General features: G+C 63.3%; 26 protein-coding genes. 13 read left to right on the plus strand and 13 right to left on the minus strand.

Features of this window, described 5'->3' with window-relative positions:
* Positions 1-41 precede the first annotated feature (41 nt).
* A complete protein-coding gene (locus RMN73_RS05975; RefSeq protein ID WP_309602409.1) occupies positions 42-527 on the minus strand; it encodes a ClpXP protease specificity-enhancing factor SspB in 486 nt (161 codons plus the stop codon).
* 54 nt (positions 528-581) lie between these two features.
* Between RMN73_RS05975 and RMN73_RS05980 the strand changes: the two genes are divergently transcribed.
* Both RMN73_RS05980 and RMN73_RS05985 read left to right on the plus strand, forming a co-directional pair.
* Positions 582-959, plus strand: coding sequence for an HIT domain-containing protein (locus RMN73_RS05980; RefSeq protein WP_309602410.1), 378 nt, complete (start codon positions 582-584; stop codon positions 957-959).
* Positions 960-1,078: 119 nt separating this feature from the next.
* Positions 1,079-2,656 (plus strand): amino acid permease, encoded by a 1,578-nt coding sequence (locus RMN73_RS05985; RefSeq protein WP_309602451.1) that lies wholly within the window; start codon positions 1,079-1,081, stop codon positions 2,654-2,656.
* Positions 2,657-2,711: 55 nt separating this feature from the next.
* Here RMN73_RS05985 and RMN73_RS05990 read toward each other — a convergent pair whose 3' ends face one another.
* A complete protein-coding gene (locus tag RMN73_RS05990) occupies positions 2,712-3,707 on the minus strand; it encodes an adenosine kinase (protein ID WP_309602411.1) in 996 nt (331 codons plus the stop codon).
* Between the two features lie 101 nt (positions 3,708-3,808).
* Between RMN73_RS05990 and RMN73_RS05995 the strand changes: the two genes are divergently transcribed.
* A complete protein-coding gene (locus tag RMN73_RS05995) occupies positions 3,809-4,153 on the plus strand; it encodes a hypothetical protein (RefSeq protein ID WP_309602412.1) in 345 nt (114 codons plus the stop codon).
* Here the strand turns inward: RMN73_RS05995 and queG are convergent.
* Positions 4,150-5,178: a tRNA epoxyqueuosine(34) reductase QueG gene (gene queG / locus RMN73_RS06000; RefSeq protein ID WP_405051541.1), complete on the minus strand. Its 1,029-nt coding sequence runs from the start codon at positions 5,176-5,178 to the stop codon at positions 4,150-4,152. The genes RMN73_RS05995 and queG overlap by 4 nt on opposite strands.
* Before the next feature lie 34 nt (positions 5,179-5,212).
* On the opposite strand from queG, the gene RMN73_RS06005 reads away from it, so the two are divergent.
* The 3 genes from RMN73_RS06005 to RMN73_RS06015 are packed head-to-tail and all read left to right on the plus strand — an operon-like array spanning position 5,213 to position 7,672.
* A complete protein-coding gene (locus RMN73_RS06005; protein WP_309602414.1) occupies positions 5,213-6,151 on the plus strand; it encodes an ATP-binding cassette domain-containing protein in 939 nt (312 codons plus the stop codon).
* A complete protein-coding gene (locus RMN73_RS06010) occupies positions 6,148-7,368 on the plus strand; it encodes an ABC transporter permease (RefSeq protein ID WP_309602415.1) in 1,221 nt (406 codons plus the stop codon). The genes RMN73_RS06005 and RMN73_RS06010 overlap by 4 nt, the downstream gene beginning before the upstream one ends.
* 31 nt (positions 7,369-7,399) lie before the next feature.
* A complete protein-coding gene (locus RMN73_RS06015) occupies positions 7,400-7,672 on the plus strand; it encodes a hypothetical protein (RefSeq protein ID WP_309602416.1) in 273 nt (90 codons plus the stop codon).
* A gap of 2 nt (positions 7,673-7,674) precedes the next feature.
* Here RMN73_RS06015 and RMN73_RS06020 read toward each other — a convergent pair whose 3' ends face one another.
* The 5 genes from RMN73_RS06020 to RMN73_RS06040 are packed head-to-tail and all read right to left on the minus strand — an operon-like array spanning position 7,675 to position 11,314.
* On the minus strand, positions 7,675-8,415 hold the full coding sequence (locus RMN73_RS06020; protein WP_309602417.1) for an isocitrate lyase/phosphoenolpyruvate mutase family protein: 741 nt from the start codon (positions 8,413-8,415) through the stop codon (positions 7,675-7,677).
* Positions 8,415-8,786 (minus strand): VOC family protein, encoded by a 372-nt coding sequence (locus RMN73_RS06025; RefSeq protein WP_309602418.1) that lies wholly within the window; start codon positions 8,784-8,786, stop codon positions 8,415-8,417. The genes RMN73_RS06020 and RMN73_RS06025 overlap by 1 nt, the downstream gene beginning before the upstream one ends.
* Positions 8,787-8,802: 16 nt before the next feature.
* Positions 8,803-9,249 carry a DUF411 domain-containing protein gene (locus RMN73_RS06030; protein ID WP_309602419.1) on the minus strand — a complete coding sequence of 149 codons (447 nt, stop codon included), beginning with the start codon at positions 9,247-9,249 and terminating at the stop codon, positions 8,803-8,805.
* A gap of 54 nt (positions 9,250-9,303) precedes the next feature.
* The gene (locus RMN73_RS06035; protein ID WP_309602420.1) at positions 9,304-10,110 is read right to left on the minus strand and encodes a LytTR family DNA-binding domain-containing protein; all 807 of its coding nucleotides are present in this window, start codon (positions 10,108-10,110) and stop codon (positions 9,304-9,306) included.
* Positions 10,111-10,123: 13 nt separating this feature from the next.
* Positions 10,124-11,314: a histidine kinase gene (locus tag RMN73_RS06040; protein WP_309602421.1), complete on the minus strand. Its 1,191-nt coding sequence runs from the start codon at positions 11,312-11,314 to the stop codon at positions 10,124-10,126.
* A 130-nt stretch (positions 11,315-11,444) separates the two neighbouring features.
* Here RMN73_RS06040 and RMN73_RS06045 point away from each other — a divergent pair, with 130 nt between their 5' ends.
* Positions 11,445-12,035, plus strand: coding sequence for an HD domain-containing protein (locus RMN73_RS06045; RefSeq protein WP_309602422.1), 591 nt, complete (start codon positions 11,445-11,447; stop codon positions 12,033-12,035).
* A gap of 17 nt (positions 12,036-12,052) precedes the next feature.
* Positions 12,053-13,960: a M1 family metallopeptidase gene (locus RMN73_RS06050; RefSeq protein ID WP_309602423.1), complete on the plus strand. Its 1,908-nt coding sequence runs from the start codon at positions 12,053-12,055 to the stop codon at positions 13,958-13,960.
* Between the two features lie 12 nt (positions 13,961-13,972).
* On the opposite strand, the gene RMN73_RS06055 is transcribed toward RMN73_RS06050, so the two are convergent.
* On the minus strand, positions 13,973-14,602 hold the full coding sequence (locus RMN73_RS06055; protein ID WP_309602424.1) for a TIGR02466 family protein: 630 nt from the start codon (positions 14,600-14,602) through the stop codon (positions 13,973-13,975).
* 145 nt (positions 14,603-14,747) lie between these two features.
* Here RMN73_RS06055 and RMN73_RS06060 point away from each other — a divergent pair, with 145 nt between their 5' ends.
* The 3 genes from RMN73_RS06060 to RMN73_RS06070 all read left to right on the plus strand — a co-directional run bounded on the left by RMN73_RS06060 (position 14,748) and on the right by RMN73_RS06070 (position 18,758).
* Positions 14,748-15,590 carry an outer membrane beta-barrel protein gene (locus RMN73_RS06060; protein ID WP_309602425.1) on the plus strand — a complete coding sequence of 281 codons (843 nt, stop codon included), beginning with the start codon at positions 14,748-14,750 and terminating at the stop codon, positions 15,588-15,590.
* Between the two features lie 221 nt (positions 15,591-15,811).
* A complete protein-coding gene (locus tag RMN73_RS06065) occupies positions 15,812-18,079 on the plus strand; it encodes an EAL domain-containing protein (protein ID WP_309602426.1) in 2,268 nt (755 codons plus the stop codon).
* Positions 18,080-18,134: 55 nt separating this feature from the next.
* Complete coding sequence (locus RMN73_RS06070) at positions 18,135-18,758, plus strand: hypothetical protein (protein ID WP_309602427.1); 624 nt, start codon at positions 18,135-18,137, stop codon at positions 18,756-18,758.
* On the opposite strand, the gene RMN73_RS06075 is transcribed toward RMN73_RS06070, so the two are convergent.
* Both RMN73_RS06075 and RMN73_RS06080 read right to left on the minus strand, forming a co-directional pair.
* Positions 18,742-19,029, minus strand: a complete 288-nt coding sequence (locus RMN73_RS06075) for a hypothetical protein (protein WP_309602428.1) — start codon at positions 19,027-19,029, stop codon at positions 18,742-18,744. The two genes, RMN73_RS06070 and RMN73_RS06075, sit on opposite strands and share 17 nt — an antisense overlap.
* A 54-nt stretch (positions 19,030-19,083) precedes the next feature.
* The gene (locus RMN73_RS06080; RefSeq protein ID WP_309602429.1) at positions 19,084-21,411 is read right to left on the minus strand and encodes a PAS domain-containing protein; all 2,328 of its coding nucleotides are present in this window, start codon (positions 21,409-21,411) and stop codon (positions 19,084-19,086) included.
* 139 nt (positions 21,412-21,550) lie between these two features.
* On the opposite strand from RMN73_RS06080, the gene yghU reads away from it, so the two are divergent.
* Positions 21,551-22,399: a glutathione-dependent disulfide-bond oxidoreductase gene (gene yghU, locus RMN73_RS06085; RefSeq protein ID WP_309602430.1), complete on the plus strand. Its 849-nt coding sequence runs from the start codon at positions 21,551-21,553 to the stop codon at positions 22,397-22,399.
* 71 nt (positions 22,400-22,470) lie between these two features.
* On the opposite strand, the gene RMN73_RS06090 is transcribed toward yghU, so the two are convergent.
* Positions 22,471-23,169, minus strand: coding sequence for a DUF2853 family protein (locus RMN73_RS06090; RefSeq protein ID WP_309602431.1), 699 nt, complete (start codon positions 23,167-23,169; stop codon positions 22,471-22,473).
* A 132-nt stretch (positions 23,170-23,301) separates the two neighbouring features.
* Between RMN73_RS06090 and RMN73_RS06095 the strand changes: the two genes are divergently transcribed.
* Positions 23,302-23,778 (plus strand): hypothetical protein, encoded by a 477-nt coding sequence (locus RMN73_RS06095; protein WP_309602432.1) that lies wholly within the window; start codon positions 23,302-23,304, stop codon positions 23,776-23,778.
* Between the two features lie 439 nt (positions 23,779-24,217).
* Here the strand turns inward: RMN73_RS06095 and lepA are convergent, their stop codons facing one another.
* Positions 24,218-26,083 carry a translation elongation factor 4 gene (gene lepA / locus RMN73_RS06100; protein ID WP_309602433.1) on the minus strand — a complete coding sequence of 622 codons (1,866 nt, stop codon included), beginning with the start codon at positions 26,081-26,083 and terminating at the stop codon, positions 24,218-24,220.
* Positions 26,084-26,121: the final 38 nt, after the last annotated feature.

The following is a 26,121-nucleotide window of genomic DNA, read 5'->3' on the forward strand; positions in this document are numbered from 1 at the left end:
CTATTGAGAAATCTGCTCGCCAGTCCACCGGACTGGCTGCGCTATTTCTTCTTGGTGAAATCGACGCTGACGACGTTCGAGCCATCATCGACCGCCTCGACGATCGGGCGGTCATTTTCGGGCTCGTCATGATCCTCATGCTCAACCGGCGCGCCATTGGCCTGGAACTTGAGGCTGAAATCGACCGCCGGATCGACGAAATCAGTGACCGCCGCGAACGGCACGATCAGGGTCGAGGGGATGCCGCCGAACGACAGGCCGACGGTGAAGAACTCATCTTCAACCTTCAAATCCCAGAAGCGGTGCTGAATGACGATCGTCATTTCATCGGGGAAGCGGTCCGACAGATGCTTGGGGATGGTTACGCCGGGCATCTTGGTCTGAAAGGTGATGTAGAAATGATGCCCCCCGGGCAACTGCCCGCCCGATCGCTCAACCTCATACAATACCCGCCCAACGACATCGCGCAGCGCCTCCTGGACGATCTCGTCGTAGGGAATCAGGCTCTCGGGTGTGTCGTCGGTCATCGATTTTCGTGGTAGCGAGCGGGCAACCACGGTCAAGCGGAGTAACAGATTTTCATGCCGATCGATCACAGCCTGCCGTATGACGACAGCAATATCTTCGCCAAAATCCTGCGCGGCGAATTGCCGTGCAACAAGGTGCTCGAGACCGAGCATTCGCTCGCCTTGCACGACATCAACCCGGTCGCGGCGATCCATGTACTGGTCATCCCCAAGGGCGCCTATGTCAGCTGGGACGATTTTGCCGCCAAGGCGAGCGATGCCGAGATTGCCGATTTCGTCCGCGCGGTGGGTGAGGCAGCACGGCTCACTGAGGCCGACACCCAGGGCTATCGAGTGCTGAGCAACACCGGCAAGCGCGCGGGCCAGGAAGTCCCCCACCTTCACGTCCACATCTTCGGTGGCCAGCCCTTGGGGCCGATGCTTGCACGTTAGGCCCAATGCTTTGCACGTTAGGCATTGCGCGCCCCGATTGAGGCGCTAGGCTCCCTCCCCGACAGTCAATGATGAGCATCCGCACCTCAAGCGGGGCCGCCGACCAAGGGGAATTTTTCATGCTACTCGACCGCGTCAAACCGCTCGACGCCATTTTGGCGACGGCCGAACGAAAATCGCTGCATCGCTCATTGGGCTGGTTCCAGCTGATGCTGTTCGGCATTGGCTGCATCATCGGCACGGGCATCTTCGTGCTCACCGCCGCCGGTGCACAAAAGGCCGGTCCGGGCCTGATGCTGGCGTTCGTCATTGCCGGCGCGGTGTGCATCGTCGCCGCGCTTTGTTATGCCGAAATCGCGGCGATGATCCCGGTCGCGGGCTCGGCCTACACCTATAGCTACGCGACGATGGGCGAATTTCTCGCCTGGACGGTCGGCTGGGCGCTGGTGCTCGAATATGCCATCGCCGCTTCCGCCGTCTCGGTCGGCTGGTCCGGCTTCTTTACCGGCACGATCCTGCAGGAGACCTTCGGAATAGCTTTACCCGCCTATCTGACCGCGGGGCCGCTCGCGCTCGGCGGCGCGCCCGGTGGGTTCATCAACTTGCCGGCGATGATCATTGCCTTGCTCGTCACTTGGCTGCTGATGATCGGCACCAGTGAGAGCGCCAAGGTCAATGCCGTGCTGGTAATGATCAAGCTGACCGCGTTGACCGCCTTCCTTATCCTCACCCTGCCGCGGATCGACTCCGCCAATTTCAACCCGTTCCTGCCCGCCGGCATCTTCGGCGGTTTCGGCACCGGGGTCGGCGCGGTTGGCGCGGCGGCGACGATTTTCTTCGCATACGTTGGCTTCGATGCGGTCTCGACCGCGGCGGAAGAAACCAAGAACCCGCAGCGCAACGTGCCTATCGGCCTGGTCGGATCGTTAATTTTCTGCACGATCATTTACATCCTCGTGGCGGCTGGTGCGGTCGGGACGATCGGTGGTCAGCCGATCATGGACGCGCTCGGCATACCGCTTGAAACCGGCTCGCCCGAATTGGCTCGCCAGTGCGCCATGCCGCAATATGCCGAGGCTCTGGTCTGCTCGAACGAAGCGCTGGCGCATGTCCTGCGCGTGATCGGTTTCGGCACGGTTGGCAATTTGCTCGGCTATGGCGCCATCCTCGCGCTCCCGTCGGTCATCCTGATCCTGCTGTTCGGCCAGACTCGCATCTTCTTCGTGATGGCGCGCGACGGCCTGCTTCCGGAAAAATTGAGCGAGGTCCATCCCAAGTGGAAGACCCCGTATATCGTGACTGCAATCACCGGGATCGTGGTTGCCGTGGCGGCGGCTTTCCTGCCGGTCGGTAAGCTCGCCGACATTGCCAATGCGGGGACGCTCTATGCGTTCATGATGGTGGCGATCGCGGTCATGCTGTTGCGCAAGCGCGATCCGGGCCGCAAGCGGGCGTTCAAGGTTCCGGCGCTGATCATCATCGGTCCGCTGACCATTGCCGGCTGCATCTTCCTGTTCTTTAACCTGCCGACGACCGCGATGCTGGTATTGCCGATCTGGTCGGCGATCGGCTTCCTGATCTACTTTGGATACAGCCGCCGCATGAGCCACCTCGGCCAGGGGCGCGTCGAAGTTCACGAGGGCGAGGTGGAGGATATCAAGCCGCACGTCCCGGGGGTCGATGTCCCCAAGTCGTGATAAGCCGACGAATATGAACGAAGGGCGGTCCGGAAACGGGCCGCCCTTCTTCGTTTCAATCGAGCAAATCGCCCGCCAGCGCCTTCAGTGCCTTCTCCGGCCGCGCGCCATAATGCTGGATCACTTCGGCGGCGGCGATCGCGCCGAGCTTGAGCGAGCTTTCCAGCCCCAGCCCGCGCGCCTCGCCCGCGAGGAAACCGGCGGCGAACAGATCGCCCGCACCGGTGGTGTCGACCAGTCGCTCGATCGGCTCGGCCGGGACCGATGCCCGCTCACTCCCGCGCACCGCGACCGCGCCATGCTCGGACCGGGTGACGACCAATGTCTCGACCCTGGCCGACAATATCGCCAGTCCGGCGGCGAAGTCCGCCTCCCCGGTCATCGCCGCCAATTCGGCCTCATTGGCGAACAATATGTCGATCTTGCCCGCATTGATCAGCGCCAAGAAGCCGTCGCGGTGGCGGTCGATGCAGAAGGTGTCGCTAAGCGTGAACGCCACCTTGCGGCCGGCATCGCGCGCGGCAGCAATCGCCGCTTCCATCGCCGCGCGGGGCTCGGCCGGATCCCACAGATAGCCTTCGAGGTAGAGGATCGCAGCGTCGGCGACCTTGGCCGGGTCGATGTCCTTCGCCTCCAGCCGCTGCGCCGCGCCGAGGAAGGTGTTCATCGTCCGCTGCGCATCGGGGGTTACCAGGATCAGCGACCGCGCGGTCGCACCGACATCGCCGCGCGCGGGGACGAGGAAATCGACCCCCAAGCTTGTCACATCGTGGCGGTAAATGTCGCCCAGTTCGTCGCTCGCCACCTGGCCGATGAAGCCCGCCTTCAATCCGAACGACGCCAGCCCGGCCGCGGTGTTGCCCGCCGACCCGCCGCTGATCTCACGGCCCGGGCGCATCACGCCATATAATCGCACCGCCTCGGCTTCATCGATCAGCCGCATCGATCCCTTGTCGAGCTTTTGCTCGCTCAGGAAAGCGTCGTCGGCGTCGGCGATGACGTCGACGATGGCATTGCCGATGCAAAGCACATCGAGGTGGGCTGCGGTCATGAATTTATCCTGTCGGGAAGGGGAAAGTCGCGGCGCGCCTAGCCGGTGGATGGCGGCGCGGCAAGCTTGCAAGCCCACGCCCCAGCCGCCATGCTTGGCCGATGCGTCGCCTCACCCCTGCCCTCGTCATGGTCCTCGCGGCCTGCTCGACCATCCCCAAAACCACCCCGATCCCGGTCGCGACCAAGCCCAGTCCGCGCCCCAGCGGCGAACTGGTCGGGTTGACCGTCCACGATCTCGGCCAGCGCTTCGGCCAGCCGCAATTCCAGGTCCAGGAAGGCCCCGGCACCAAGCTGCAATGGGCCGGCGGGGGGTGCGTGCTCGACGTCTATCTTTATCCCCCGGCGAGCGGCCAGGGCGCGGTCCGCGTGACCTATGCCGACGCCCGCCGCCCGTCAGGCGCGGACATTGACGTGCGCAGCTGCCTGTCGCTGATGGGGCGCTAGGCCAGCCGCGCCAGCGCCCACCGCGCTGCTTCCGCGACCACCGGATCGGGATCGCCGAGATGCGGTTCGACCGATGTTGTCAGTCCCGCCTCCTTGCTGTTCCCCGCCGCGATCAGGCAGTTGCGGATCATCCGGTTGCGGCCAATCCGCTTGATCGGCGACCCCGCAAACGTCTCGCGAAACGCCGCATCGTCGAGCTCGAGCAGGTCCGCCAATCGCGGCGCGGCAAGTTCGGCACGCGGCAGGAAGGCACGATTGGCCTGCGCAGCTTCGGCAAAGCGGTTCCACGGGCACACCGCGAGGCAATCGTCGCAGCCATAGATGCGGTTGCCGATGCTGGCCCTGAACTCCTCGGGGATCGGACCGGCATGTTCGATCGTCAGATAGGAAATGCAGCGCCGCGCATCGATCCGCCCCGGACCGGTGATCGCCGCCGTCGGACAGGCCTCGATGCACCGCATGCAGCTTCCGCAATGCTCCTCGGCCGGGGCATCGGGCGCAAGCTCCAGGCTGGTCATGACGACCCCGAGGAACAACCAATTGCCATGCTCGCGGCTCAATAAATTGGTATGTTTGCCCTGCCACCCCAGCCCCGCCGCGGCGGCGAGCGGTTTCTCCATCACCGGCGCAGTATCGACGAACACCTTCAATTCGCCGCCATGCGTTTCGGCCAGCCAGCGCCCAAGCGCTTTCAGCGCCTTCTTGACCGTCTTGTGGTAATCGGTCCCTTGCGCATAGACCGAAATCCGCCCCAGTTCGCCATGCTCAGCCAGCGCCAGCGGATCGACCGCCGGGGCATAACTCATCGCCAGCGCGATCACCGATTTCGCCGCCGGCCACAGGCCGTTGGGGCTGGCGCGCTGCTCGGCGCGATCCTCCATCCAGCGCATGTCGCCATGCCGCCCCTCGCCAAGCCACGCGCGCAAGCCATCCCCCGCCTGCGGCGCGGCGTCGGCACGCGCGAAACCGCAGGACGCAAAGCCCAGTTCGACCGCCTTGGCGCGGATTTCATCTTCGATGGTCATTGCCATTTAAGCATCAGCCCTTAGCACAGGCTCCATGAGCACAAGCTACGCCGTCGAGGCGCATGATCTCGTCAAGGATTTCGGGGACACCCGCGCGGTCGACGGGGTCAGCCTCGCGGTCCCGACCGGGTCGATCTATGGCATCCTCGGCCCCAATGGCGCGGGCAAGACCACCACCATCCGCATGCTGCTCGGGATCATCGATCCAAGCTCGGGCACCCGCCAACTGCTCGGCCGCGACAAGCCGCTCGATGCGGCGCAGGAGGTCGGCTATTTGCCCGAGGAGCGCGGTCTCTACCCGGCGATGACATGCGTCGACGCAATTGCCTTCATGGGTGCCCTGCGCGGGCTGCCGCTGCGCGAAGGCAAGCGCCGCGCGGTCGGTTTGCTTGGCGATCACAACCTTGGCGACTGGGCGAGAAAGCCGATCCGCAACCTGTCCAAGGGCATGGCGCAGACCGTCCAACTGCTCGGCACTATTGTCCACAAGCCCAAATTGATCGTGCTCGACGAACCTTTCTCGGGCCTCGACGCGATCAACCAGGGCAAGCTCGAGGATCTCATCCGGCGCGAGGCGGCGGGCGGCGCGACGATCATCTTCTCGACCCATGTCATCGCCCATGCCGAGCGATTGTGCGAGCGGGTCGCGATCATCGCCGGCGCCAAGGTGGCGTTCGAAGGCGAAGTCGACGAAGCGCGCGGCAAGCTTCGCCCGATCGTCCGCCTCAAAACCCGCGCGGCCGACGGCCCGTGGCGAAGCGCGCTGCCCGCCACTGCCCGGCTCGACAATGGCGACTGGACATTCGAACTCCCGCCATCCGGGCCCGAACCCTTGCTCAAGGCGCTGATCGACGGCGGCGCGGGGATCGAGACATTGAGCATCGAGCGTCCCGGCCTCCACGATGCCTTCGTCGCCATCGCCGGTGAAGCCGCCGCGCGCCAGATGGACGAGCCAGTCGGAGAAGCCGCATGAACCTCCCCCATTTGATCCGCTCGTCGTTCGTCATCGCGCGGCGGGATTTCACTGCGACGGTGATGAGCAAGACTTTCCTCATCTTCCTGCTCGGGCCGCTGTTCCCGGTGCTTGCCGGGGTCGCCTTTGGCGGGATTGGCGCATCGATCGACCGCAACGGCACGCGGCCGGTGGTCGCAGTGATCGGCAGCGCGGCGGAGTTTCAGGCGCTCGATGCGGCCCGCGCAACGATGCAGCCCTTGCTGATCCAGGGCAATGGCGTCGTGCTGAGCGCGGTTGCGCCCGCCGGCGATCTCACGGCCCAGCGCGCCAAATTGCTCGCCCAGACCGATCCGCCGGTGCTCGGCGTGCTCGACGGCGGGATCGACGCGCCGCACTTTACCGGTGCGGTCAATGCCGATGGCACCACCGTGAGGCAGCTCGGCTTCATCATCGACCAGGCCCGCCGCGCCCGCGCCGCGCCCGTTCCGGCGGGCAAGCCGCTCGACGTCGCGCTGATCCAAAGCTCGTCGGGCTCCCTGCTCTCGGCCCGATCGGCGACCGCGCGCGCCGGACAATTGGTGTTGTTCACCCTGACCTTGTTGCTCGCCGGCATGCTGCTGTCGCAATTGATCGAGGAGAAATCGAACAAGGCGATCGAGGTCATTGCCGCCGCCGTCCCGGTCGAGGCGATCTTCATCGGCAAATTATTCGCGATGCTGGCGATGGCATGGGTCGGGATCACCGTGTGGACCCTCGCCGGTGCCGCCGGAATCGCCTTCTACCTCCCCGGCGGGCTTGGCGCCTTGCCCGCGCCCGCGGTCGGCTGGCCGACCTTCATCGCGCTCGGGATGATCTATTTCTCGATGAGCTACCTCCTCATCGGCTCGCTGTTCCTCGGTATTGGCAGCCAGGCCTCCACCGCGCGCGAGGTGCAGACTTTGTCGATGCCGGTGACCATGGCGCAGATGATGATCTTCGGCCTCGCCGCGCTTGGCGTCGGCCACCCCGGCAGCCCGATCGCGATCACCGGCATGCTGTTCCCCTTATCCTCGCCGTTCGCGATGTTCGGGCGGGCGGCGGAAATGCCGGCGATGCTGCCCCATCTTTTGGCGCTGGCGTGGCAGATATTGTGGGTAGCCCTGATCCTCCGCATCGCCGCCAAACTGTTCCGGCGGAGCGTCCTCAAGAGCGGTCCGGCGTTTCGGTGGCCGTGGCAGAAGAGAGTGGCGGCTTAAGTTGTAGAAATGGCCAGAGCGGAGTTTTGGCATGAGCAAGTTCGACGATGTTATCAAAGCGCCTCGGACACACCCAGTCGGTGTGCTGGTGACACACATTCCGCTATTCTTATTGTGGATCGCTTTTGCGGTGCGGGACTTGGTCGACGGGAGCTTCAAAATGAGGGGCGGAGGCCTAGTGTCTCTCGCTGCTGAACCGATGAAATTCTACGTGGTTGCAGCGCTGATCCTCGGCGTAGCCGCAGTCGTCGCAATTCGCATCTTGCAGGCAGGCTTTGCTATTGCTGACAAAGACGGCGCCTAAAATCACCCGATCGCCGCCTTCGCCATCTCGGTCAGCGTCGCCATCAGCGCCTTGTGCGGGAAGGGGCCGTGGCTGATCCGCGCGACTCCCGCCGCCGCCCACTCGGCCTTGGGCGGAGCCCCGGGGAAGGCGATGGCGTTCAATGGCAGCGGCACGTCGCGCACCACGCGTTCGATATGGCGCGGGTCGGCGATCCGGGGGACGAAGAATCCGCTTGCCCCCGCGTCGGCGAACGCCTTGCCGCGGACAATCGCCTCGTCGATCAGCGCGTCGTCGGTGTCCTTGTGCTTGAGCAGCAGATCGGTCCGCGCGTTGATGAAGAAGTCGTCGCCAACCGCCTTGCGAATCGCGGCGATCCGGCGGACTTGCAGCTCGAGCGGATGAATCCCCTCCCCGCCAACCACCTGATCCTCGAGATTGCACCCCACCGCGCCGGTTGCCTTGAGCGCCGCGACATTGGCCGCGCCTTCCGCTGGATCGACCGAATAAGCCCCTTCGAAATCGACCGACAGCGGCAGGTCGACCGCCTTCATGATCCGCCGAGCATTGGCGAACACATAATCGAGCGGCACCTGGTGGGCGTCGCCAAATCCCGAGGCATCGCCGACCGGATGACTCCCCGTCGCCAGCGCCTTCGCCCCCGCCGCTGCAACCGCAATCGCGCTGCCCGTGTCCCAGATATTGTACAGGATTACCGGATCGCCCGGCACATGAAGCGCGGCAAAGGTGGCGAACTTGCTCATCACGGGGCCCCTCCAATTTGTTGAAACAGCTCGACCTTGACCCCGTCCGGATCGAGGATCCACGCAAACTTTCCATAATCCTCGTCTTGCCGCCCGAGGATCGCGACCCCCTTGCCTTCAAGCTCAGCGATCATCGCGTCGAGGTCGTCGACCCGCAAATTGATCATGAACGCGGCATCGCTCGGCGCGAAATAATCACTCTCGGCCTTGAACGGCGACAGCAAGGCATAGCCTTCCGGATCGTCGCCCTTGAACGGAAACATCGCGCCCCACTCGCCGCCGACCCCAAGCGTCTCAAGATACCATTTCTGAGTCGCCGCAGGGTCCGCCACCTTGTAGAAAATCCCGCCCAATCCCGTCACCTTGGCCATTCAATCCCCCCTCGGATCAATGCTGCGCGAAGACCTTCCTTTTGCCGTCGCGGGTAAAGATGATCGTCTGATACGCTGGCTTGTTGGCGCCCATCTCCATGCCCGGCGATCCCGCGACCATCCCCGGCACCGATAGCCCCGCCGCCTTTGGCTTTTCCTTAAGCAAGCGCGCAATATCAGCCGCGGGCACATGGCCCTCGATCGCATAGCCGCCAACGCTTGAAGTGTGGCACGAGCGCAAATCGTCGGGCACGCCGAGCTTGTGCGCGGTCGGGGTGACATCCGCGACATTGGTCACGCGCACGTCATGGCCGGCTTTGCGCATATGCTCGACCCACTTGCCGCAGCAGCCGCAGCTGGCGGTCTTGACGACATTGATCACCGCAGCCGCAGCGGGCGTGGCGCAGGCGACCATCGCGAGCGGGGTGGCGATCAGCAAAAGCAATTTCCGGCCGGTATTCATGGCATTCTCCGTGTTGCGCGTTCGTCGGCCAGATGGCCGCCCGCCGCTGACCGACTAATGAACGAACCGCGCCACCACGTCGCGATAGCTTCGGCTGACCTTCACCTGCGCGCCCGAATCGAGCACCAGGAAGCATTCGCCATTGGTGTGCGGCTTGACCTGGCGGACGAGGTCCAAATTGACGATGGTCGAACGGTGGACCCGCTGAAAGCGGCGCGGATCGAGCCGTTTCTCCAGATCCTTCATCGTCTCGCGCAGGATCAGCGTGTTGTCCCCGGTCATGATGCACATATAATCGCCCGCGGCATCGATCCGTTCGATCGTATCGACATCGACCCGGAAGATCTGCCCCTGGTCGCGGATGTTGATCATTTTCTCGAAGCGGTTGGCGGCGGGGCCTTCGGCGGCGGTTTCTTCGGCCAGTTCCTCGGCGGCTTCGGGAGCATGCTCCTCGAGCGCTTCCTTCAGCCGTTCGGCTTCCTCGGCGCCGCGCTTCTCCGCCAGGCGCTGGCGCACCCGGTCGAGCGTCGCGGCCAGCCGGTCTTCCTCGACCGGTTTCATCAGATAATCCGCCGCCTGCGCCTCGAACGCGCGGATCGCATGCTCGCCAAAGGCGGTCACGAACACGAACAAGGGCGGCTCGACCTCCATCAACCCCTGGACCACCGAGAAGCCGTCGAACCCCGGCATCTGAATGTCGAGGAACACGAGATCGGGCTTGTGGGTCTTGATCGCTCGGATCGCCTCGCGGCCATTGGCGGCGGTGGCGATGATCTCGACATCGTCATGCGCCTGGAGCCGCAACTGCAGCCCCTGCGTCGCCAGCGGTTCATCGTCGACCAGGATGGTTCGAATGGTCATGAGTTGGCCTTCTTCAAATGGAATCCCCCGCGTTATCGTCGAGCGGGATATCGATAATGACGCTGAACCCGCCATGGTCGTTCGACTTGGTCGAAAAGGCATGGCCCCCGCCATAGGCTTGCGCCAGACGGTCCTTGATATTCGCCAGTCCGACGCCGGTCGACTGATGACCGCCGAACATGGCCGCTTCGCCGGCCCCGCTGTCGGCGACCTCGATCCTGACCCCCTGCCCCTGCCGCTCGGCCTTGATCCAGATTTCCGCGCCGGTCTCGCTCGGGGTGACCGCATATTTGATCGCATTTTCGATCAATGGCTGGAGCAGTAGCGACGGCAAGCGCGCACCGATGGTCGAACTGTCTATCTCGAAATGCGGCCGCAGCCGGTCCTCGAACCGCATCTTCTCGATCTCGAGGTACAGCTTCAATGTCTCGACCTCCTGCGCCAGCGTGACCTGCGCGGTCGGCTCATTGGCCAATGTATAGCGCAGGAACGACGACAGTCGCGCGAGCATCGCATTGGCGCGTTCGGTCTGTTTCAATAGCACCAGGGTCGAGATGGAGTTCAACGTATTGAACAGAAAATGCGGGTTGAGCTGGTAGCGTAGCATCGCCAACTGCGCGCTCGATGCGGCGCTTTCGAGATGCGCGCGCTGGTCGATCTCTTCCTCCAGCAGGAGGTAATAATTGATCCCGTAATAAAGCGCGGTCCACGCCACCAGCAGCACGAAATCGAGCAGCAGGGCGCCGAGATATTCAAGCCCGACCGGCTGGTAATCGGGCTTGAGGAAGGTGACGTAGCTCCACGTCTCGATCACCGAGAAGGTCGCTGCCGCGATCGACACCGTCGCGAACGACAGGATCAGCGTCCACAGCACTTTCTTGGTGATCAGCCGGCGGAACAGGCTCGCCATCAGCAGGGTCAATGAATAGCCGGTGGCGGTCAGCAGCAGCGTATGGACGATGAACATCGCGCCCATCGAATTGGCCAAGCCGGACAACGATCGGAGGATGAAATAGCCGCCCCAGCCGATCGACTGGAGCACCCAGAAAGCACGATTCTTGTCGTCGAAAAATGGCGCGTCGAGCCCAACCCCCTTGAGGATCGGCTTGGCCGGCCCCTTCGGCTTGGCCTTCAATGACACGGGTGCGGCGGGCAGCACGGCGCGCTCACCCGCATCAATCAACCGGGCGCCATCGCTCGCCATTAGCCGTTGAGTTCCGGAGCCTGCATCATGTCGATATAGGCGAGCCGGGATCGATCCCCAAGCCGCTTGCGAACCCGGCCCTTTCATCGCCACGCCGAAACGCGCTAGACCGTGGTCGGAGGAGACGATGATGGACGATTCCAACACCCAGGCAGGCTTCCGCCAAATGGACGAAAGCACGGCGGAGGATTGGGCGATCATCGGCCAGCATTTCGTGCCGTTCGCCGGCCGGCTTGCCGATCGAGTGTTGACCCACCTCAAGATTCTCGACGGCGATTATGGCGGTTTTCCGATCGACCGGCTGCAGCACAGCCTGCAGACCGCGACCCGTGCGCATCGCGGCGGCGAGAGCGAAGAATATGTCGTCGCCGCCTTGCTCCACGACATTGGCGACACGCTCGGCAGCTACAATCATCCCGACATCGCCGCCGCGATCCTCAAGCCGTTCGTGTCCGACAAATTGCATTGGATGGTCGAGCATCACGGCATCTTCCAGGGCTATTATTTCTTCCATTACATTGGGATGGACCGCGACATGCGCGACAATTTCCGCGGGCATGAGCATTTTGAGGATACCGCGCTCTTCTGCGAAATCTACGACCAGACCGCGTTCGACGCCGCTTATGACGCCGCCCCGCTCGAATTTTTCGAGCCGATGGTGCGCCGGGTGCTTTCGCGCCCGGTCAACAGCGTTTACAAGGCCATCGGCGAATCTGGCTAAATTTCAAGGACTTCCCAATGAAGCATATGATCGTCGCCGCGTCGGCCTTGCTGCTGGCTGCCTGTCAGTCGGGCAGCGCCCCGGCGCCCCAGGCCGATAGCGCCGCCGGCATCGCGCCGATCCTTGCCACGCCCGATGCGGTCGATGTGCACAGCTATGCCAGGCCGCTCGAGGCGCGGGTGACGCACATCGCGCTCGACCTCGGGGTTGATTTCACCGCCAAGCGCATTGCCGGCACTGCGACGCTCGATATCCAAGCCAAGCCCGACGCCAAGTCGATCATCCTCGACGACAAGGGGCTGGAGATTTCGAAGATCGCCGCTGCCGACGGCACCCCGCTGAGCTACCAAGTCGGCGCGGTCGATGCCAACCTTGGTGCCCCGCTCGAAATTGCGATCGGCACCGCGCGCAAGATCATCATCACCTACAAATCCGCGCCCGATTCCGAGGCGCTGCAATGGCTGACCCCGGCGCAGACAGTCGGCAAGAAACAGCCATTCCTGTTCAGCCAGGGCCAATCGATCAACAACCGAAGCTGGGTCCCGACCCAGGATTCGCCCGGCATCCGCCAAAGCTGGGAAGCCAGGATTCGCGTCGCCCGGCCGCTTACCGCGGTGATGTCCGCGCCCAAGGCGGCCGAACCCATCACCGACGGCGATGCGCGCATTTTCTCATACAAGATGGACAACCCCGTCGCGCCTTATCTGATCGCGATTGCGGTCGGTGACCTTGCGTTTCGTGAACTCGGCCCGCGCACCGGGGTGTGGACCGAGCCCGGCATGCTCGACAAGGCCGCCGCCGAATTGTCCGACACCGAAAATATGGTCGCTGCGGCGGAGAGACTCTACGGCCCCTACGCCTGGGGTCGCTACGATCTGCTCGTACTGCCGCCGTCCTTCCCGTTCGGCGGCATGGAAAACCCCACCCTCACCTTCCTCACCCCGACCTTCATCGCCGGGGACAAGAGCAACAACAGCCTGATCGCGCACGAGTTAGCCCATAGCTGGTCGGGCAATCTCGCGACCAACGCCACGTGGAGCGATTTCTGGCTCAATGAGGGCATGACGACCTATGCCGAGCGGCGCATCGTCGAGGCGGTTTACGGCCCCAAGGTCGCGGCCCAGCAGGTCGCCTTGGGGATCGACGCCCAGGATAAGGCCGTGGCCGACGCCGGCGGCCTGACCGGCGGCGACACGCGGCTCCACATCGACCTCAAGGGCCGCAACCCCGATGATGGCCTGACCGACATCGCCTATGAAAAGGGTGCGGCCTTCTTGCGGGTGATCGAAACCAGTGTCGGGCGCGAGAAGTTCGACGCGTGGCTCAGGGGCTGGTTCGATCGCCACCGGTTCCAGCCGGTGACCTCGGCACTATTCCTCGCCGACCTGCGCGCCAACCTCATCAAGGGCGACGCGGCGCTCGAAGCAAAGCTGATGCTCGACCAGTGGGTCTACCAGCCCGGGATCCCGGCCAATGCGGTCAAGGCCGATGCGCAGGCCTTCGTTGCGGTCGATACCGCGAGCACCGCCTTCGCCACCGGCGGCGCGCCCGATGTCACGGCGTGGAATGCCTACACCACCGACGAGCGCCTGCGCTTCCTCAACCGCCTGCCGCGCAAGCTCGACAAGTCGCGGCTCGACACGCTCGCCTCGGCCTTCGCCTTGGGGTCGACCACCAACAATGAAGTGATCTTCGCCTGGCTCGATCTCGCCACCCGCAATCGCTACGATCCGGCAGTTCCGGCGCTAACCGCGTTCCTGAGTTCGGTGGGGCGCGGCAAATTCGTCCGACCATTGTACAAGACGCTTTATGCCGACGCGGCTTGGGGCCGACAGATCGCCCAGCGCCTGTATCCGCAGGCGCGGCCGCTCTATCATCCGCTTGTTACCCGCGAGGTTGACAAGACCATGGCCGGCAAATCCTAGGCTTGCGGCTCATCAGGACCGCGTGAACCAGGCGTTGAACGACACCGTCATTCGCTCGCTCGATGCCTGGTTGGGGTGAACCCAATGCTTGAGATAGGCCGGCCACAACAGCAACGTGCCGGGGCCGGGCCGGACAGTGAACTTGGGCTTGGTGAACGGCGTTTCGATCTGCACGCTGCTGCCCAACGAGCCGCGCGGGTCGATGAATTCGATCGCCCCCGATAATTTGTCGTCGGGATCATCGGGCAACGGCACCAGCGCATAATAAGTACCTGACCAGAACGCCCCGGCATGATCATGCGGCGCGTTCATGGCGTGGGTCGGATTGATGTTGACCCAGCCGTCAAAGTTGAGCGTCAGCTTCTTGGGCAGCGCAGGCATGGTGCGCCCGCAGCCCTGGTCTGTGAAGCTGCGGATAATCTTTGCCAATTCGCTATGCGCAGGCTCCTTGCGGCTGAAAAAGTCGGCCTCGGAATGCCAGCCGTAACGGTTCGATCGGTCCATCCCCGGTTCGTTCTCCCGCCGGATACGCGCTTCGGCGAGCAGCCGCGCATCGAGCGCCGCGCTGTCATCCAGCCGCGCCATCAACAATGGCACCGGGAACATGGTGTGAATGTCGATCGGCCCGAATGCGTCGCTCATCTTCCCCCCGATCATCGAGCGCATCTACAACAGCGCTCTCGACCACGAAACGATACGCAAACCGCGTTGGCAGGTCGAAACAAATTATGGTAACCTGCATCAGCTATTTCGGAATACATGGGTTCAACCAACAGGGGACGTTGAAATGAAATGGTTTTTACTTGCAGCGGTGGCCACGAGCGCGATCAGCGCACCGGCGGCGGCCCGCGATCACAATTGGTATATGGGGATCGAAGGCGGCCTGATGTGGGCCAAGGACCTCGACTTCGATGGCACGGCCAACTTCGAGGGGCCGGTGACGATCAATGATTATTACCAGCTCGATTTCAAGACCGGCCTCGATATCGACGTCATCGGTGGCTATGATTTCGGCTTCGTCCGGACCGAAGTCGAGTTCGGCTACAAGACGGCCGACATCGACCAGGTTGGCGGCGCCGGGTTTACCGAAGGTTCGTCAATCGACGGCGACGGATCGGTTCGGGTCAAGTCGGTCATGGCCAATGCCCTGATCGATTTCGGCAATGAGGACGGCTTCAGCGTCTATGGCGGCGGCGGTCTTGGCTTGGCCGAGGTCAAGGTCAGCGACTCCACGAGCTCGAGCAACAACTTCAGCCTGAAAGATTCGGGCCTTGCCTGGCAATTGATCGCCGGCGTCCGTTACGCCGTGTGGGACAATGTCCAAATGGGTCTGAAATATCGCTATTTTCAAGGACCGAGAATCGAAGATAATCTGACGTTTTCGAATCAATTTTCGGTCGATCTGGACAGCAACCGCTTCCGCTCGCACTCGCTGCTGTTCAGCGTAATCTATCATGCGGGCGAGAGGTATGTTGCGCCGCCACCGCCGCCACCACCGCCACCACCGCCACCGCCCTTACCACCGCCCGCGACCCAGACTTGTCCCGACGGGTCGGTCATCCTGGCAACCGACGCCTGCCCGCCGCCCCCGCCACCACCGCCGCCGATGGCGGAACCCGAGCGCGGCTGATCATCGGCGAATATTGAAATCGCGGCCCGGGAAGTGGCATTCCCGGGCCGCTTTTCAATGTGCCGCAGTTCACCATCGGAACGGATATGTTTTAACCCCGCTTAAACCCTCTTGGTCTACCGCTTTTCGTGAACTTGATTTCAGGAAGCGGAATGTACGAAGCACCGGATCGGTATAAGCGCATGGTTTCTGCCCGGCTCCCGGGGGGGGAATCGCTTGCGTTGAGTACCCAGGACGGTGACGACAATGCCTCGCCGTTGCGCGATGCCCAGCTCATGGCCCGCGCCCAAATGGCGCTGTTTTTCGCCGCTGCAAACATCATTGCGGCGCTGCTGATCGTCGGCAGCCTGATGACCAGCCTGCCCTCGACGACCTTGTTCATCTGGGTCGGCTCGGTGGTCACGGTCAACCTCGGCGCGCTGCATGTCGCGCGGACCCAGGCGATCACCAATGTCGGTCGATCGGGGCGGATGGTCCCGACCTGGTTCCTGGTCGGCGACATCGTGCTTCGTGCTGCAGTGTGGCTAAGCCTGCCGCTTTATTATTTCCCGTCGCTCGACCCAGCCAGCCAATTGGTTACCGCCTCGCTGATTTCGGGGCTCGGCATTGCCGCGCTCGGGCTGGTGGTAATCCCCGCCTGCGTAAATGGCTGGCTGGCCAGCTTCACTGCCGGTTTATGCTTCGCGCTGTTCACCGCGAATGACGCCATGCCGTTCCTCAACAAATTGCAGATATTGTTCACCCTCGGGGTCGCCGTCGTCGGCGTGTTCGCGGTGGCGCGCTGGGCGTTCCGCCAGTTGCAGAGCAATGCCGACATGGGCTCGGCCAGCGAGAGCGCCTCCTTGCTGCTCCAGGAATATGAGCAGCGCGGCGTCGGCTGGCTGTGGCAGGTCGATGCCGAAAATCGAGTCACCTACATTTCGTCGCGAATGACCGCTTTGCTTGGTCGCCCGGCCAGCGCTTTGCTCGGCCATTCGCTGCCGTCCTTGCTTGGCGGCCATGCCGAATTGGGCCGAATCCTGCTCGAACGCCAGGCGTTCAATTCGCTCGAAATGGAATTGAAGACCGCGCGCGGCCCGCGCTGGATTTCGATTGCCGGCGATCCGATCGTCGATACCGCCGACCGCTTCGAAGGCTTCCGCGGGGTTGGTTCGGACATCACCGAAATCCGCCATACGCAGGAACGGCTGACCCACCTCGCCAACATGGACGTCTTGTCTGGCCTGCCCAATCGCGGCCGCGTTCGCCAGTTGCTCGGCGAGTCGCTTCGTGCGGCGGTTACCAGCAATGTGCCGTGCGCGATCATGTTCCTCGACCTCGACGGGTTCAAGCCGGTCAACGACACCTTTGGCCATCCCAAGGGCGACGCGGTGCTTCAGGCCGTCGCCAAGCGCTTGTGCGAGCAGGTTGGCCCCGATGGCCATGTCGGGCGCAGGGGCGGCGATGAATTCGCCATCGTCGTGACCGACGCGCAAAGCCGCAAACAGGTCGAGCTGCTGGCCGGCGCGATCATCAAGTCGGTCGCCGAACCGTATATGATCGACCAGACCGAAATCCGCATCGGCGTGTCGATCGGCTGCGCCTTCGGCCCGATCGACGGGGCAACCGTCGACGATCTCATCCTCAAGGCCGATCTTGCCTTGTACCAAGCCAAGGATGCCGGGCGCGGCGTCGCCAAATATTTCTCGGCCGAACTGCAGTTTGAGCAGGACGACCGGATGCAGATGGAAAATGATCTGCGCCAGGCGATCGCCAGCCACCAATTCCATCTGATGTTCCAGCCCCTGGTCAGCGCCAAGACCCAGTCGTTGGTTGGCTTCGAAGCGCTGATCCGCTGGAACCACCCCAAGCGCGGGCTGGTCCCGCCGCCAGTGTTCATCCCCGTGGCCGAGGAAGCCGGACTGATGGGCGCGATCGGCGAATGGGTCATCGACGAGGCGTGCCGCGCCATCGCCACCTGGCCCGAGCCGCTGACCATGGCGATCAACATCAGCCCCAAGCAGATCATCCTGCCGGCGCTGCCCAACGTCGTCAGCCAGGCGCTCTCGCGCTACAAATTGCCCGGCAACCGGATCGAGCTCGAAGTCACCGAGGGCGTGTTCCTTGGCGACGAGAATGCCACGCTCGACGTGCTCAAGCGGCTCCGCGCGCTCGGCGTCGGGATCGCGCTCGACGATTTCGGCACCGGCTACTCGTCGATCGGCTATCTCAACAAGGCGGTGTTCCACAAATTGAAGATCGACGGCAGCTTCGTCCGCGCCGCCGGCACCCGGCCGGAGAATGTCGCGATCATCCAGTCGATCGTTCAGCTCGCCAAAAGCTTCCGCATGAACGTCACCGCCGAGGGCGTCGAGACCGCCGAGGATTTCGAGCGCATGCGCGATCTCGGGGTCGACACCATCCAGGGCTATCTGTTCGGCAAACCCTTGTCGTTCGAACGCGCCAACCAGATGGTGATCGGTATCGGCAACAAGAAGAAGGCCGGCTGAGCGCGGCGCCTCCCGCAAGCTTTGCGAACGCGGTCGAGACTGCTAAATTGCCGGCATGTTGCTTGACCTCGACCATATCCGCGACGCCAGCGTCCGACCCGCGCCCTTCCCGTTTTTCGTCGTCCCCCTTGCGCTTCGCAGCGATCGCGCGGCCGACATTGCAGCGGCCTTCCCGACGATCGAGCGGCCCGGCGCGGTGGGCGTCGATCAGGTCGATCAGGCCCCGTTGTTCGCTACCTTGCTGGACGATCTTCGCAGCGACGCGTTTCGCGCCATCATCGCCGACAAGCTCGACCTCGATCTCGACCAGCGCGATATCGTCATCAACGTACGCGGGCAGGTTCGCCTGACCGACGGCAATATCCATACCGATACGCCGTCCAAGCTGGCGACGGTCTTGCTCTATTTCGATCGCCCCGGCGACGCGTCGGACACCGGGCTCAGAATCCTGCGCGGCAACAAGAATCTCGACGATTTTGTTGAGGAAATACCCTCGACGCTCGGTACCATGCTGGTGTTCAAGGTGACCCCCGATTGCTGGCACGGCCACAAGCCGCACGTCGGTCGGCGCCATTCGCTGCAGCTCAATTATCTCAGCGGGGTCAAGACGATCGGGAAGCACCAATTGCTTCACCGCCTGATCGGGCGAACCAAGCGGAAGTTCAACGCGCTTCGATAAATTCCCGTGCGCGGTCATATTCGTAGGTAGTGACGCGCCCGTCGCGATTGCCGTCGGCCAGTTCCTTGAATGCGGTCAGCGCCGGCTGGGCCTCGTACAAGGTCAGCCAGCCATCGCGATTGCGGTCATACAGCCGTACCGCCCATGCCTTGATCGTTGGATCGCGGTCGAACAAGGCGTTGGCATTGATGTTGACCGGCGCGCTGGCATTGACCGGGCTCGATGCCGCCACCGCCGCCTCGGCCGCCAGCCCAAGGATCATTGCCATCATTGCGCGTTCCCAATTTCCGACCAAGTTTCAGCCGCCCAACGCGCGATTGGCTAATTATGTCCCTTGGCCGAGCGCCTCGCGCACCGCGGCGTCGAGCGCGTCGGGGCGGAATGGCTTGGCCAGCATCTGTGCCAGCGGCGCGGCGCTGCTGATCGCCTCGCTTTCGCTATAGCCCGACACGAACAGGATCGGCTGACCCGGGACGGCGTTTAGGATCTGCGCCGCGACCTCCCCGCCCGACAGGCCGGGCATCGCATAATCGAGCACCACCAGATCAGGCCGCTGCTTGCCAAACATTTCCAGGCCTTCGACCCCATCGGCCGCCGCGCGCACGCGATAGCCATAATCACCGAGGCTGGAGACGATGAACTCGCGCACATCGGGGTCGTCGTCGATCACCAGGATCGACGCGTTGCGAATGGCGGGTTCGCTCGCATTGACGTCGGCCTTGGCGAGCTCCCCTTCAGCGTCACCGTCGGCGCATTTGAAATAAAGCTTGATAGTCGTTCCCTCGCCCGGGGCACTATCAATCCGCGCGGTACCGCCCGACTGGCGAGCAACCCCGTAAACCATGCTCAGGCCGAGCCCGGTGCCCTTGCCGACCTCCTTGGTGGTGAAGAACGGATCGAACGCGCGGGCCACGACGTCTGGCGGCATACCAGTGCCGGTGTCGTTGACGCACAGCTCGAGATAGTCACCATCCTCCAATTCGGGATCGTCGACGATTTGTACCGCTTTCGTCGCAATCGTCAGCTTGCCGCCGTCGGGCATGGCGTCGCGGGCGTTGATCGCCAAATTGAGCACCGCCAACTCGAGCTGGGTCGGGTCGGCCATCACCGGCATCCGCTCGTCATGAAGCTTGAATTTCTTGACGATCGATGGCCCCAGGACATTGCCCAGCAAAGGCCGCATGCCTTCGATCAGCGGCGCGACATCGGTCGCCCGAACCTCCAGCCGTTGCACCCGACTGAACGCCAGCAATTGCGCGGTCAATCGTGCGCCGCGCTCAGCTGCGGTCAGTGCGTTGGTGGCATAGCGTTTCAACCGTTCGTCGGTGACGTTGCGCAAAATCATGTCGAGCCCGCCGACCACCACGGTCAGCAAATTGTTGAAATCATGCGCGATTCCACCGGTCAATTGGCCCAGCGCCTCCATCTTCTGGCTCTGGCGCAATTGCTCCTGAGCGGCCTTCAAATCGGTGATGTCGCGCGCTTCGGCGAGGAGGTAGATGATCTCGCCATGATCGTCGCGGATCGGCTGGATCGAATAATCGAGATAGGCCGTCGCTACCCCGGCGCGCTCCATCTTGAATTCACCGTTGAACGGCTCGCCCTTTGCCGCGCTCGCGACTGCCGCCTTCATCGCCGGAATATGCTCGGGGTATGCCAGCATGGTCGGCGCATCCCAGATCTTGCCGCCGAGCGAACGCTCGGGATTGGTGTCGCGCCACGGCGTGCTGACCCGGTTGATCTCGAGGATCGTCCCGTCGGGCTCGAGCAATACGATCACTTCAAGCACGGTGTCGAAGATTGCCCGCACCCGCGCCTCGCTCGCCTGCAGTTCGGCGGTCCGTTCCTCGACCTGGGTGCGAAGCTCGATTTCGGATTGCTTGGCCAACGTGATGTCGGTCGAGACACCGATGTAGCCGATCAGGTCGCCATCGGGCCCGAAGCGCGGCTGCGACACCGCGCGCATCCAGCGCCAGTCGCCGGGCCGTCTTTCAAACCGCGCCTCGGTGACGAAGCTGCCGCCGCTTTTTTCGCCGGCGATGGTATCCTCGATGACCTTCGCTTTATCGTCGGGGTGAACCCGCCGCATCCAGTCGATCCGCCGCGATTGTTCCGCATCGACACCCATCAGCTCGACATAGGCCTGATTGACGAAGTCGCGGCTGCGGTCGAGCCGGGTGACCCACATCGGCACCGGCGCGGAATCGGCAATCCGTCGGAACCGCGCCTCGCTCTCTTTCAGCGCGCGCTCGCTGACGCGTTGTTCGGTGACGTCACTGATCAGCAGCACCAGCCCGAACACGTTGCCGTCGCTGCCGACCTGCGGCAGATATTCGGACTGGATCGCGAGCGGCCCGCGGGTTGGATGATCGAAGTCGGCGGCGAACCATTGCCGCTCCCCGGCCAGCGCCGCATCGAGCATTGGCCGACGGTCGGCCATCGCCTTGGGGTCGAGCACCTCGGCCATCGTCAGTCCGAGCAACTCTCCGCGCGACCGCTCCAGGAATTCGGCCAGCGCCCGGTTGACGAAGCGATAGCGAAACTCGCGATCGACGAACGCCAGCGCCACCGGCAGCGCATCGGCCACTGCCAGCATCTGGGCGAAATCAAACCGCCCAGTATCGCTCGAATCGTCGTTGCGGTCGCGCGCCATGCCGCTGAAATGCCTCCACCTGCCCGTCGAGACAATAACCAAGCACCGCCCCACCCGTTCCGGCCAAACCCGTTGCGCCCATTGCCGTCGCAGCCGCGCAACCCCATCTCATATTGCAACCGATCATCAGGAGCCACGCATGGCCGATAATACTTACACCCCACCCGCAATCTGGACCTGGGACGCGCCCAGCGGGGGCAAGTTCGCAAGCATCAACCGCCCGACCGCTGGCGCCACCAGCGACCGCATTCTCCCCGTCGGCGACCATCCGCTCCAGCTTTACAGCCTCGGCACCCCCAATGGCGTCAAGGTCACGATCATGCTCGAGGAGTTGCTCGCAACTGGTCATAAAGATGCGGAATATGATGCGTGGAAGATCGACATTGGCGAGGGCGAGCAGTTCGGCTCGGGGTTCGTTGCGATCAACCCCAATTCCAAGATCCCCGCTCTGCTCGACCGCACCGACCCGGCCCGTCCCCAGCGCGTGTTCGAAAGCGGCGCGATCCTGCTCTATCTCGCGGAGAAGTTCTCCGCCCTTCTCCCGACCGATCCGGCCGCGCGCACCGAGGCACTGAGCTGGCTGATGTGGCAGATGGGCGCGGCCCCATTCCTCGGTGGCGGTTTCGGCCATTTCTACGCTTACGCGCCGGACAAGTACGAATATCCGATCAACCGCTATGCGATGGAGGTGAAGCGCCAATATGACGTGCTCGACCGCCATCTCGCCGACCATGAGTATATGGCCGGGGCAGATTACAGCGTCGCCGATATCGCGATCTGGCCCTGGTATGGCGCGGTGGCGCTCGGCCAGGCCTACGACGGCGCGGCCACATTCCTCGGTCTCGACAATTACAAGCACGTCCAGCGCTGGATAAAGCGGGTCGGGCAGCGCCCCGCCGTCCAGCGCGGCCGCCGCGTCAACCGCAGCCCGAGCGACACCGAGCCCGACTTGATCCGCGAACGCCATTCCGCCGCCGATCTCGACTAGAATCTATTTCAGTCAGCTTAAAACGGTTCAGTTTGGCTGACACAGACGTTGAGCGATCAGCTCGAACGCCCTTATCCCGCCATCCTGAGCGCCATGAACGTCAGCACGATCGCCGCCGCGAGCAGCAGCCACTTGCCGATGCCGCCAACGCCGACCCGGCTCTCGCTGCCTGTCGAACCGACATAGGCTGGCGCCCCCGCCCCATCGAACACGCCTCGCTTCTCGCCACCCGACGCTGCCGCGACCGGAGCCGCCTTCACCGCCGCCGACTTCACCGCCGCCGGCTTGACCGATGCAGCCTTTACCTTCGCTGCCTTGGCCGCAGCCGGCTTGGCCGCAGCCGGCTTGGCCACAGCCCGCTTGGCCGCCGTCGGCTTTGCGACCTTGACCGGCTTGGCCGCCGCAGCACCGGCAGCGCCAAAGCTGAACGATCCTGGCGCGCTCGCCGCGCCGCCAAACAAATCATGCTTGCCGAAATAATCCGCCAGCAAATAGTAAACCGTGACTCGGTTCTTGGTCCGGTCCGCCGTCATCAGGCGCTTGACCGCATCCAGCCCGGCATCAAGGTCGGCGTCGGCCGCGGTCAGCCCCAATTTCTTGCGCAAAAACCGCTCGCGCACCCGCCCGACTTCGGCAGTATTGCTGAACGCTACCAATGACGAATCGCGGTTGCGCAGCGCAATCCCGAGGTAATTACTGATCTTCTTGACCACGCCCTCATCCGCGCCCGGATGATATTTGCGAACGTCGGCTAACCAGTCTTCAGCCATGCTTGAGCCCCTTCCCCATCATCCCAAGCGGCCGATGCTAGCCCTTATCCGCCCCACCGCAACGATTCATTTCGCCTCCTTCATTGGTTAAAAGACTTTCCTACAGCAAACCGTTATGGTTTGTGCGTGGCCATGAAAAATCGCACCCCAGCTATCGCCAATGGCGGCAAGCCGATCGCCTTCGCCCCCGTCCCGCGCAAGCATCGCCATGACGGCTGGACGCCCGAGCGGCAACGCGCCTTCATCGACGCGCTGGCCGATACCGGCAGCGTCAGCCGCGCCGCCGCCATGGTCAACATGTCGTCGGTGGGCGCCTATTACCTCCGCCGTCAGCCCGCTGCGGAGGACTTCGCCGCCGCCTGGTCCGCCGCGCTCGACCATGGCGTTCTGCGGATGAAGGACATCGCCTTCGAGCGCGCGGTCGAGGGCGAGCTGGTCCCGATCCTCGCCGGCGGCAAGCTGATCGGTTACCGCCGCCGCTTCAACGATCGCCTGCTGCACGAGACAGCCATATCAAATTGTTCGATCCTTTATCTCGGTCGGCCCAGGGGCGAACTTTTATCGAAAGGCACGTCGATGCACTTCAGGGTGTGGGGCCAGAATTGTTGACCGCAATCCCTGCGCGCCGCGCAAAGGCTGAAGAATCCAGAGACTCCTCCGTTCGCGAATGGGCTAGGTTTGTGAATGGAAAAATCAGATAGCGTTTAATGGCCGCCATAGCGCTTTGCCGTCACGAGCGCCGCTTTGGGTTCACGCCCCACGTGAACCGTCACGGCGTTTCCGCAGCGCCTATCGCCCTCCTTCCCCTCCCATGGGCAATGCGGCAATAAAAGCCTCGTGCGGGATAAACACATTCCCCGCACTGCGCTCGCTCAGCGCCCCGCGCTGACGTGCCCGCACGTTCCGAGTCACAAACAAAAAGCGGCCGGTCCCGGCAAAGCCGTGACGTCGATCCAGTCGGCCTACGGCCGCTGGTCGGTCGGAATGCGCCGTCTCTGCGCGCTGCTTCCCGGTTTGCTGAAGCAACCGCTCACCTGCGCTCGGCGGCTTATTCATCTCCCATCTTCAACGCAGCAATAAACGCCTCCTGCGGGATGGACACATTGCCATATTCCCGCATCTTGGCCTTGCCCTTCTTCTGCTTGTCGAGCAGCTTGCGCTTCCGCGACGCATCCCCACCATAACACTTAGCCGTCACGTCCTTGCGCATCGCGCTGATCGTTTCGCGGGCGATGACTTTGCCGCCGATTGCCGCCTGGATCGGGATTTTGAACAGATGGCGGGGGATCAGGTCCTTGAGCCGCTCGACCATCCCGCGCCCGCGTAGTTCGGCGGTGCCGCGGTGGACGATCATGCTCAGCGCATCGACCGGCTCCTCGTTGACCAATATGCTCATCTTGACGAGGTCGCCCTCGCGGTGGCCGATCTGGTGATAGTCGAAGCTGGCATAGCCCTTCGACATGCTCTTCAGCCGGTCGTAGAAATCGAACACCACTTCGTTGAGCGGAAGCTCATAGGTCAGCTGCGCGCGGCCCGCGACATAGGTCAAATTCTTCTGGATCCCGCGCCGGTCCTGGCACAATTTCAATATCGGGCCGAGATACTCGTCGGGGACGTAGATGGTCGCCTCGATCCACGGTTCCTCGATCGTCACGATCCGGCTCGGGTCGGGCATGTCGGCCGGATTGTGCAGCTCGATCGTGCTGCCGCCATCCTCGCCCTCGCCGACCACCACCCGGCCCGACGTCGCGCCGGGGTCGCCGCGCTTGGCCCGGCCGAGCTGGATGCGATAGACCACGCTCGGCGCGGTGGTGATCAAATCGAGGTCATATTCGCGGGTCAGCCGCTCCTGGATGATCTCGAGGTGGAGCAGGCCGAGGAAGCCGCAGCGGAAACCGAAGCCGAGCGCCGCGCTGCTCTCGGTCTCGAAGCTGAAACTCGCGTCGTTTAGGCGTAATTTATACAAGGATTCGCGGAGCTTGTCGAAGTCCGCCGCGTCGGTCGGGAACAGGCCGCAGAACACCACGGGCTGGACAGTCTTGAAGCCGGGCAGTGCCGTGGCCGTTGGGCGCTTCACGTCCGTAATCGTGTCGCCGACTGCGGTCTGGCTGACTTCCTTGATCTGCGCGGTGATGAAGCCGATTTCGCCCGCGCTCAAGCTTTCGAGCTGCTCGATCTTGGGGGTGAAGCAGCCGACGCGGTCGACCAGATGCTGGGTCCCGGTGGCCATGAACTTGACCAATTGTCCGCGCCGAAGCACCCCGTCGATCACCCGGATCAGGATCACCACGCCGAGATATTGGTCATACCAGCTGTCGACCAGCATCGCCTTGAGCGGTGCCTCGCGGTCGCCCTTGGGCGGGGGGATTTTGTCGACGATCGCCTGCAGCACTTGCTCGATCCCGATGCCGCTCTTGGCGCTGGCCAGCACCGCTTCGGACGCGTCGAGGCCGATCACGTCCTCAATCTCCGCCCGCACCTTTTCGGGCTCGGCGGCGGGCAGGTCGATCTTGTTGATCACCGGCACGATTTCATGGTCATGCTCGATGCTCTGATAAACGTTGGCCAATGTCTGCGCTTCGACCCCTTGCGCCGCGTCCACGACGAGCAATGCGCCTTCGCACGCGGCCAGGCTGCGCGATACTTCATAGGCGAAGTCGACATGACCCGGCGTGTCCATCAGGTTCATGGTGTACGTTTCGCCATCCGCGGCCTGCCAGTTGAGGCGCACCGTCTGGGCCTTGATGGTGATCCCGCGTTCCTGCTCAATCTCCATGTTATCAAGCAGTTGCGGGGACATCTCACGCGCGGTCAGCCCGCCCGTGGTCTGGATCAGCCGGTCGGCCAGCGTCGACTTGCCATGGTCGATGTGCGCAATAATCGAGAAATTGCGAATATATTTCATCTCACTCATCGCGCGCCGCTAGCAGAGGCGAATGGCGCTGTCAGCAT

Origin of the sequence: Sphingomonas sp., assembly GCF_031372575.1 — a bacterium.
Taxonomy (GTDB): Bacteria; Pseudomonadota; Alphaproteobacteria; order Sphingomonadales; family Sphingomonadaceae; genus Sphingomicrobium.

Excerpts from the sequence above, each read along its gene's own strand:
- RMN73_RS06010 (WP_309602415.1), top strand. The coding sequence starts at position 6,148 with ATGAACCTCCCCCATTTGATCCGCTCGTCGTTCGTCATCGCGCGGCGG.
- RMN73_RS06055 (WP_309602424.1), bottom strand. The coding sequence starts at position 14,602 with ATGAGCGACGCATTCGGGCCGATCGACATTCACACCATGTTCCCGGTG.
- RMN73_RS06045 (WP_309602422.1), top strand. The coding sequence starts at position 11,445 with ATGGACGATTCCAACACCCAGGCAGGCTTCCGCCAAATGGACGAAAGC.
- yghU (WP_309602430.1), top strand. The coding sequence starts at position 21,551 with ATGGCCGATAATACTTACACCCCACCCGCAATCTGGACCTGGGACGCG.
- RMN73_RS06080 (WP_309602429.1), bottom strand. The coding sequence starts at position 21,411 with ATGGCGCGCGACCGCAACGACGATTCGAGCGATACTGGGCGGTTTGAT.
- RMN73_RS06070 (WP_309602427.1), top strand. The coding sequence starts at position 18,135 with ATGTTGCTTGACCTCGACCATATCCGCGACGCCAGCGTCCGACCCGCG.
- RMN73_RS05975 (WP_309602409.1), bottom strand. The coding sequence starts at position 527 with ATGACCGACGACACACCCGAGAGCCTGATTCCCTACGACGAGATCGTC.
- RMN73_RS06075 (WP_309602428.1), bottom strand. The coding sequence starts at position 19,029 with ATGATGGCAATGATCCTTGGGCTGGCGGCCGAGGCGGCGGTGGCGGCA.
- RMN73_RS05995 (WP_309602412.1), top strand. The coding sequence starts at position 3,809 with ATGCGTCGCCTCACCCCTGCCCTCGTCATGGTCCTCGCGGCCTGCTCG.
- RMN73_RS06015 (WP_309602416.1), top strand. The coding sequence starts at position 7,400 with ATGAGCAAGTTCGACGATGTTATCAAAGCGCCTCGGACACACCCAGTC.
- RMN73_RS05990 (WP_309602411.1), bottom strand. The coding sequence starts at position 3,707 with ATGACCGCAGCCCACCTCGATGTGCTTTGCATCGGCAATGCCATCGTC.
- RMN73_RS06005 (WP_309602414.1), top strand. The coding sequence starts at position 5,213 with ATGAGCACAAGCTACGCCGTCGAGGCGCATGATCTCGTCAAGGATTTC.
- RMN73_RS06035 (WP_309602420.1), bottom strand. The coding sequence starts at position 10,110 with ATGACCATTCGAACCATCCTGGTCGACGATGAACCGCTGGCGACGCAG.
- RMN73_RS06060 (WP_309602425.1), top strand. The coding sequence starts at position 14,748 with ATGAAATGGTTTTTACTTGCAGCGGTGGCCACGAGCGCGATCAGCGCA.
- RMN73_RS05985 (WP_309602451.1), top strand. The coding sequence starts at position 1,079 with ATGCTACTCGACCGCGTCAAACCGCTCGACGCCATTTTGGCGACGGCC.
- RMN73_RS05980 (WP_309602410.1), top strand. The coding sequence starts at position 582 with ATGCCGATCGATCACAGCCTGCCGTATGACGACAGCAATATCTTCGCC.
- RMN73_RS06090 (WP_309602431.1), bottom strand. The coding sequence starts at position 23,169 with ATGGCTGAAGACTGGTTAGCCGACGTTCGCAAATATCATCCGGGCGCG.
- RMN73_RS06095 (WP_309602432.1), top strand. The coding sequence starts at position 23,302 with ATGAAAAATCGCACCCCAGCTATCGCCAATGGCGGCAAGCCGATCGCC.
- lepA (WP_309602433.1), bottom strand. The coding sequence starts at position 26,083 with ATGAGTGAGATGAAATATATTCGCAATTTCTCGATTATTGCGCACATC.
- RMN73_RS06025 (WP_309602418.1), bottom strand. The coding sequence starts at position 8,786 with ATGGCCAAGGTGACGGGATTGGGCGGGATTTTCTACAAGGTGGCGGAC.
- RMN73_RS06050 (WP_309602423.1), top strand. The coding sequence starts at position 12,053 with ATGAAGCATATGATCGTCGCCGCGTCGGCCTTGCTGCTGGCTGCCTGT.
- RMN73_RS06020 (WP_309602417.1), bottom strand. The coding sequence starts at position 8,415 with ATGAGCAAGTTCGCCACCTTTGCCGCGCTTCATGTGCCGGGCGATCCG.
- RMN73_RS06040 (WP_309602421.1), bottom strand. The coding sequence starts at position 11,314 with ATGGCGAGCGATGGCGCCCGGTTGATTGATGCGGGTGAGCGCGCCGTG.
- queG (WP_405051541.1), bottom strand. The coding sequence starts at position 5,178 with ATGACCATCGAAGATGAAATCCGCGCCAAGGCGGTCGAACTGGGCTTT.
- RMN73_RS06030 (WP_309602419.1), bottom strand. The coding sequence starts at position 9,249 with ATGAATACCGGCCGGAAATTGCTTTTGCTGATCGCCACCCCGCTCGCG.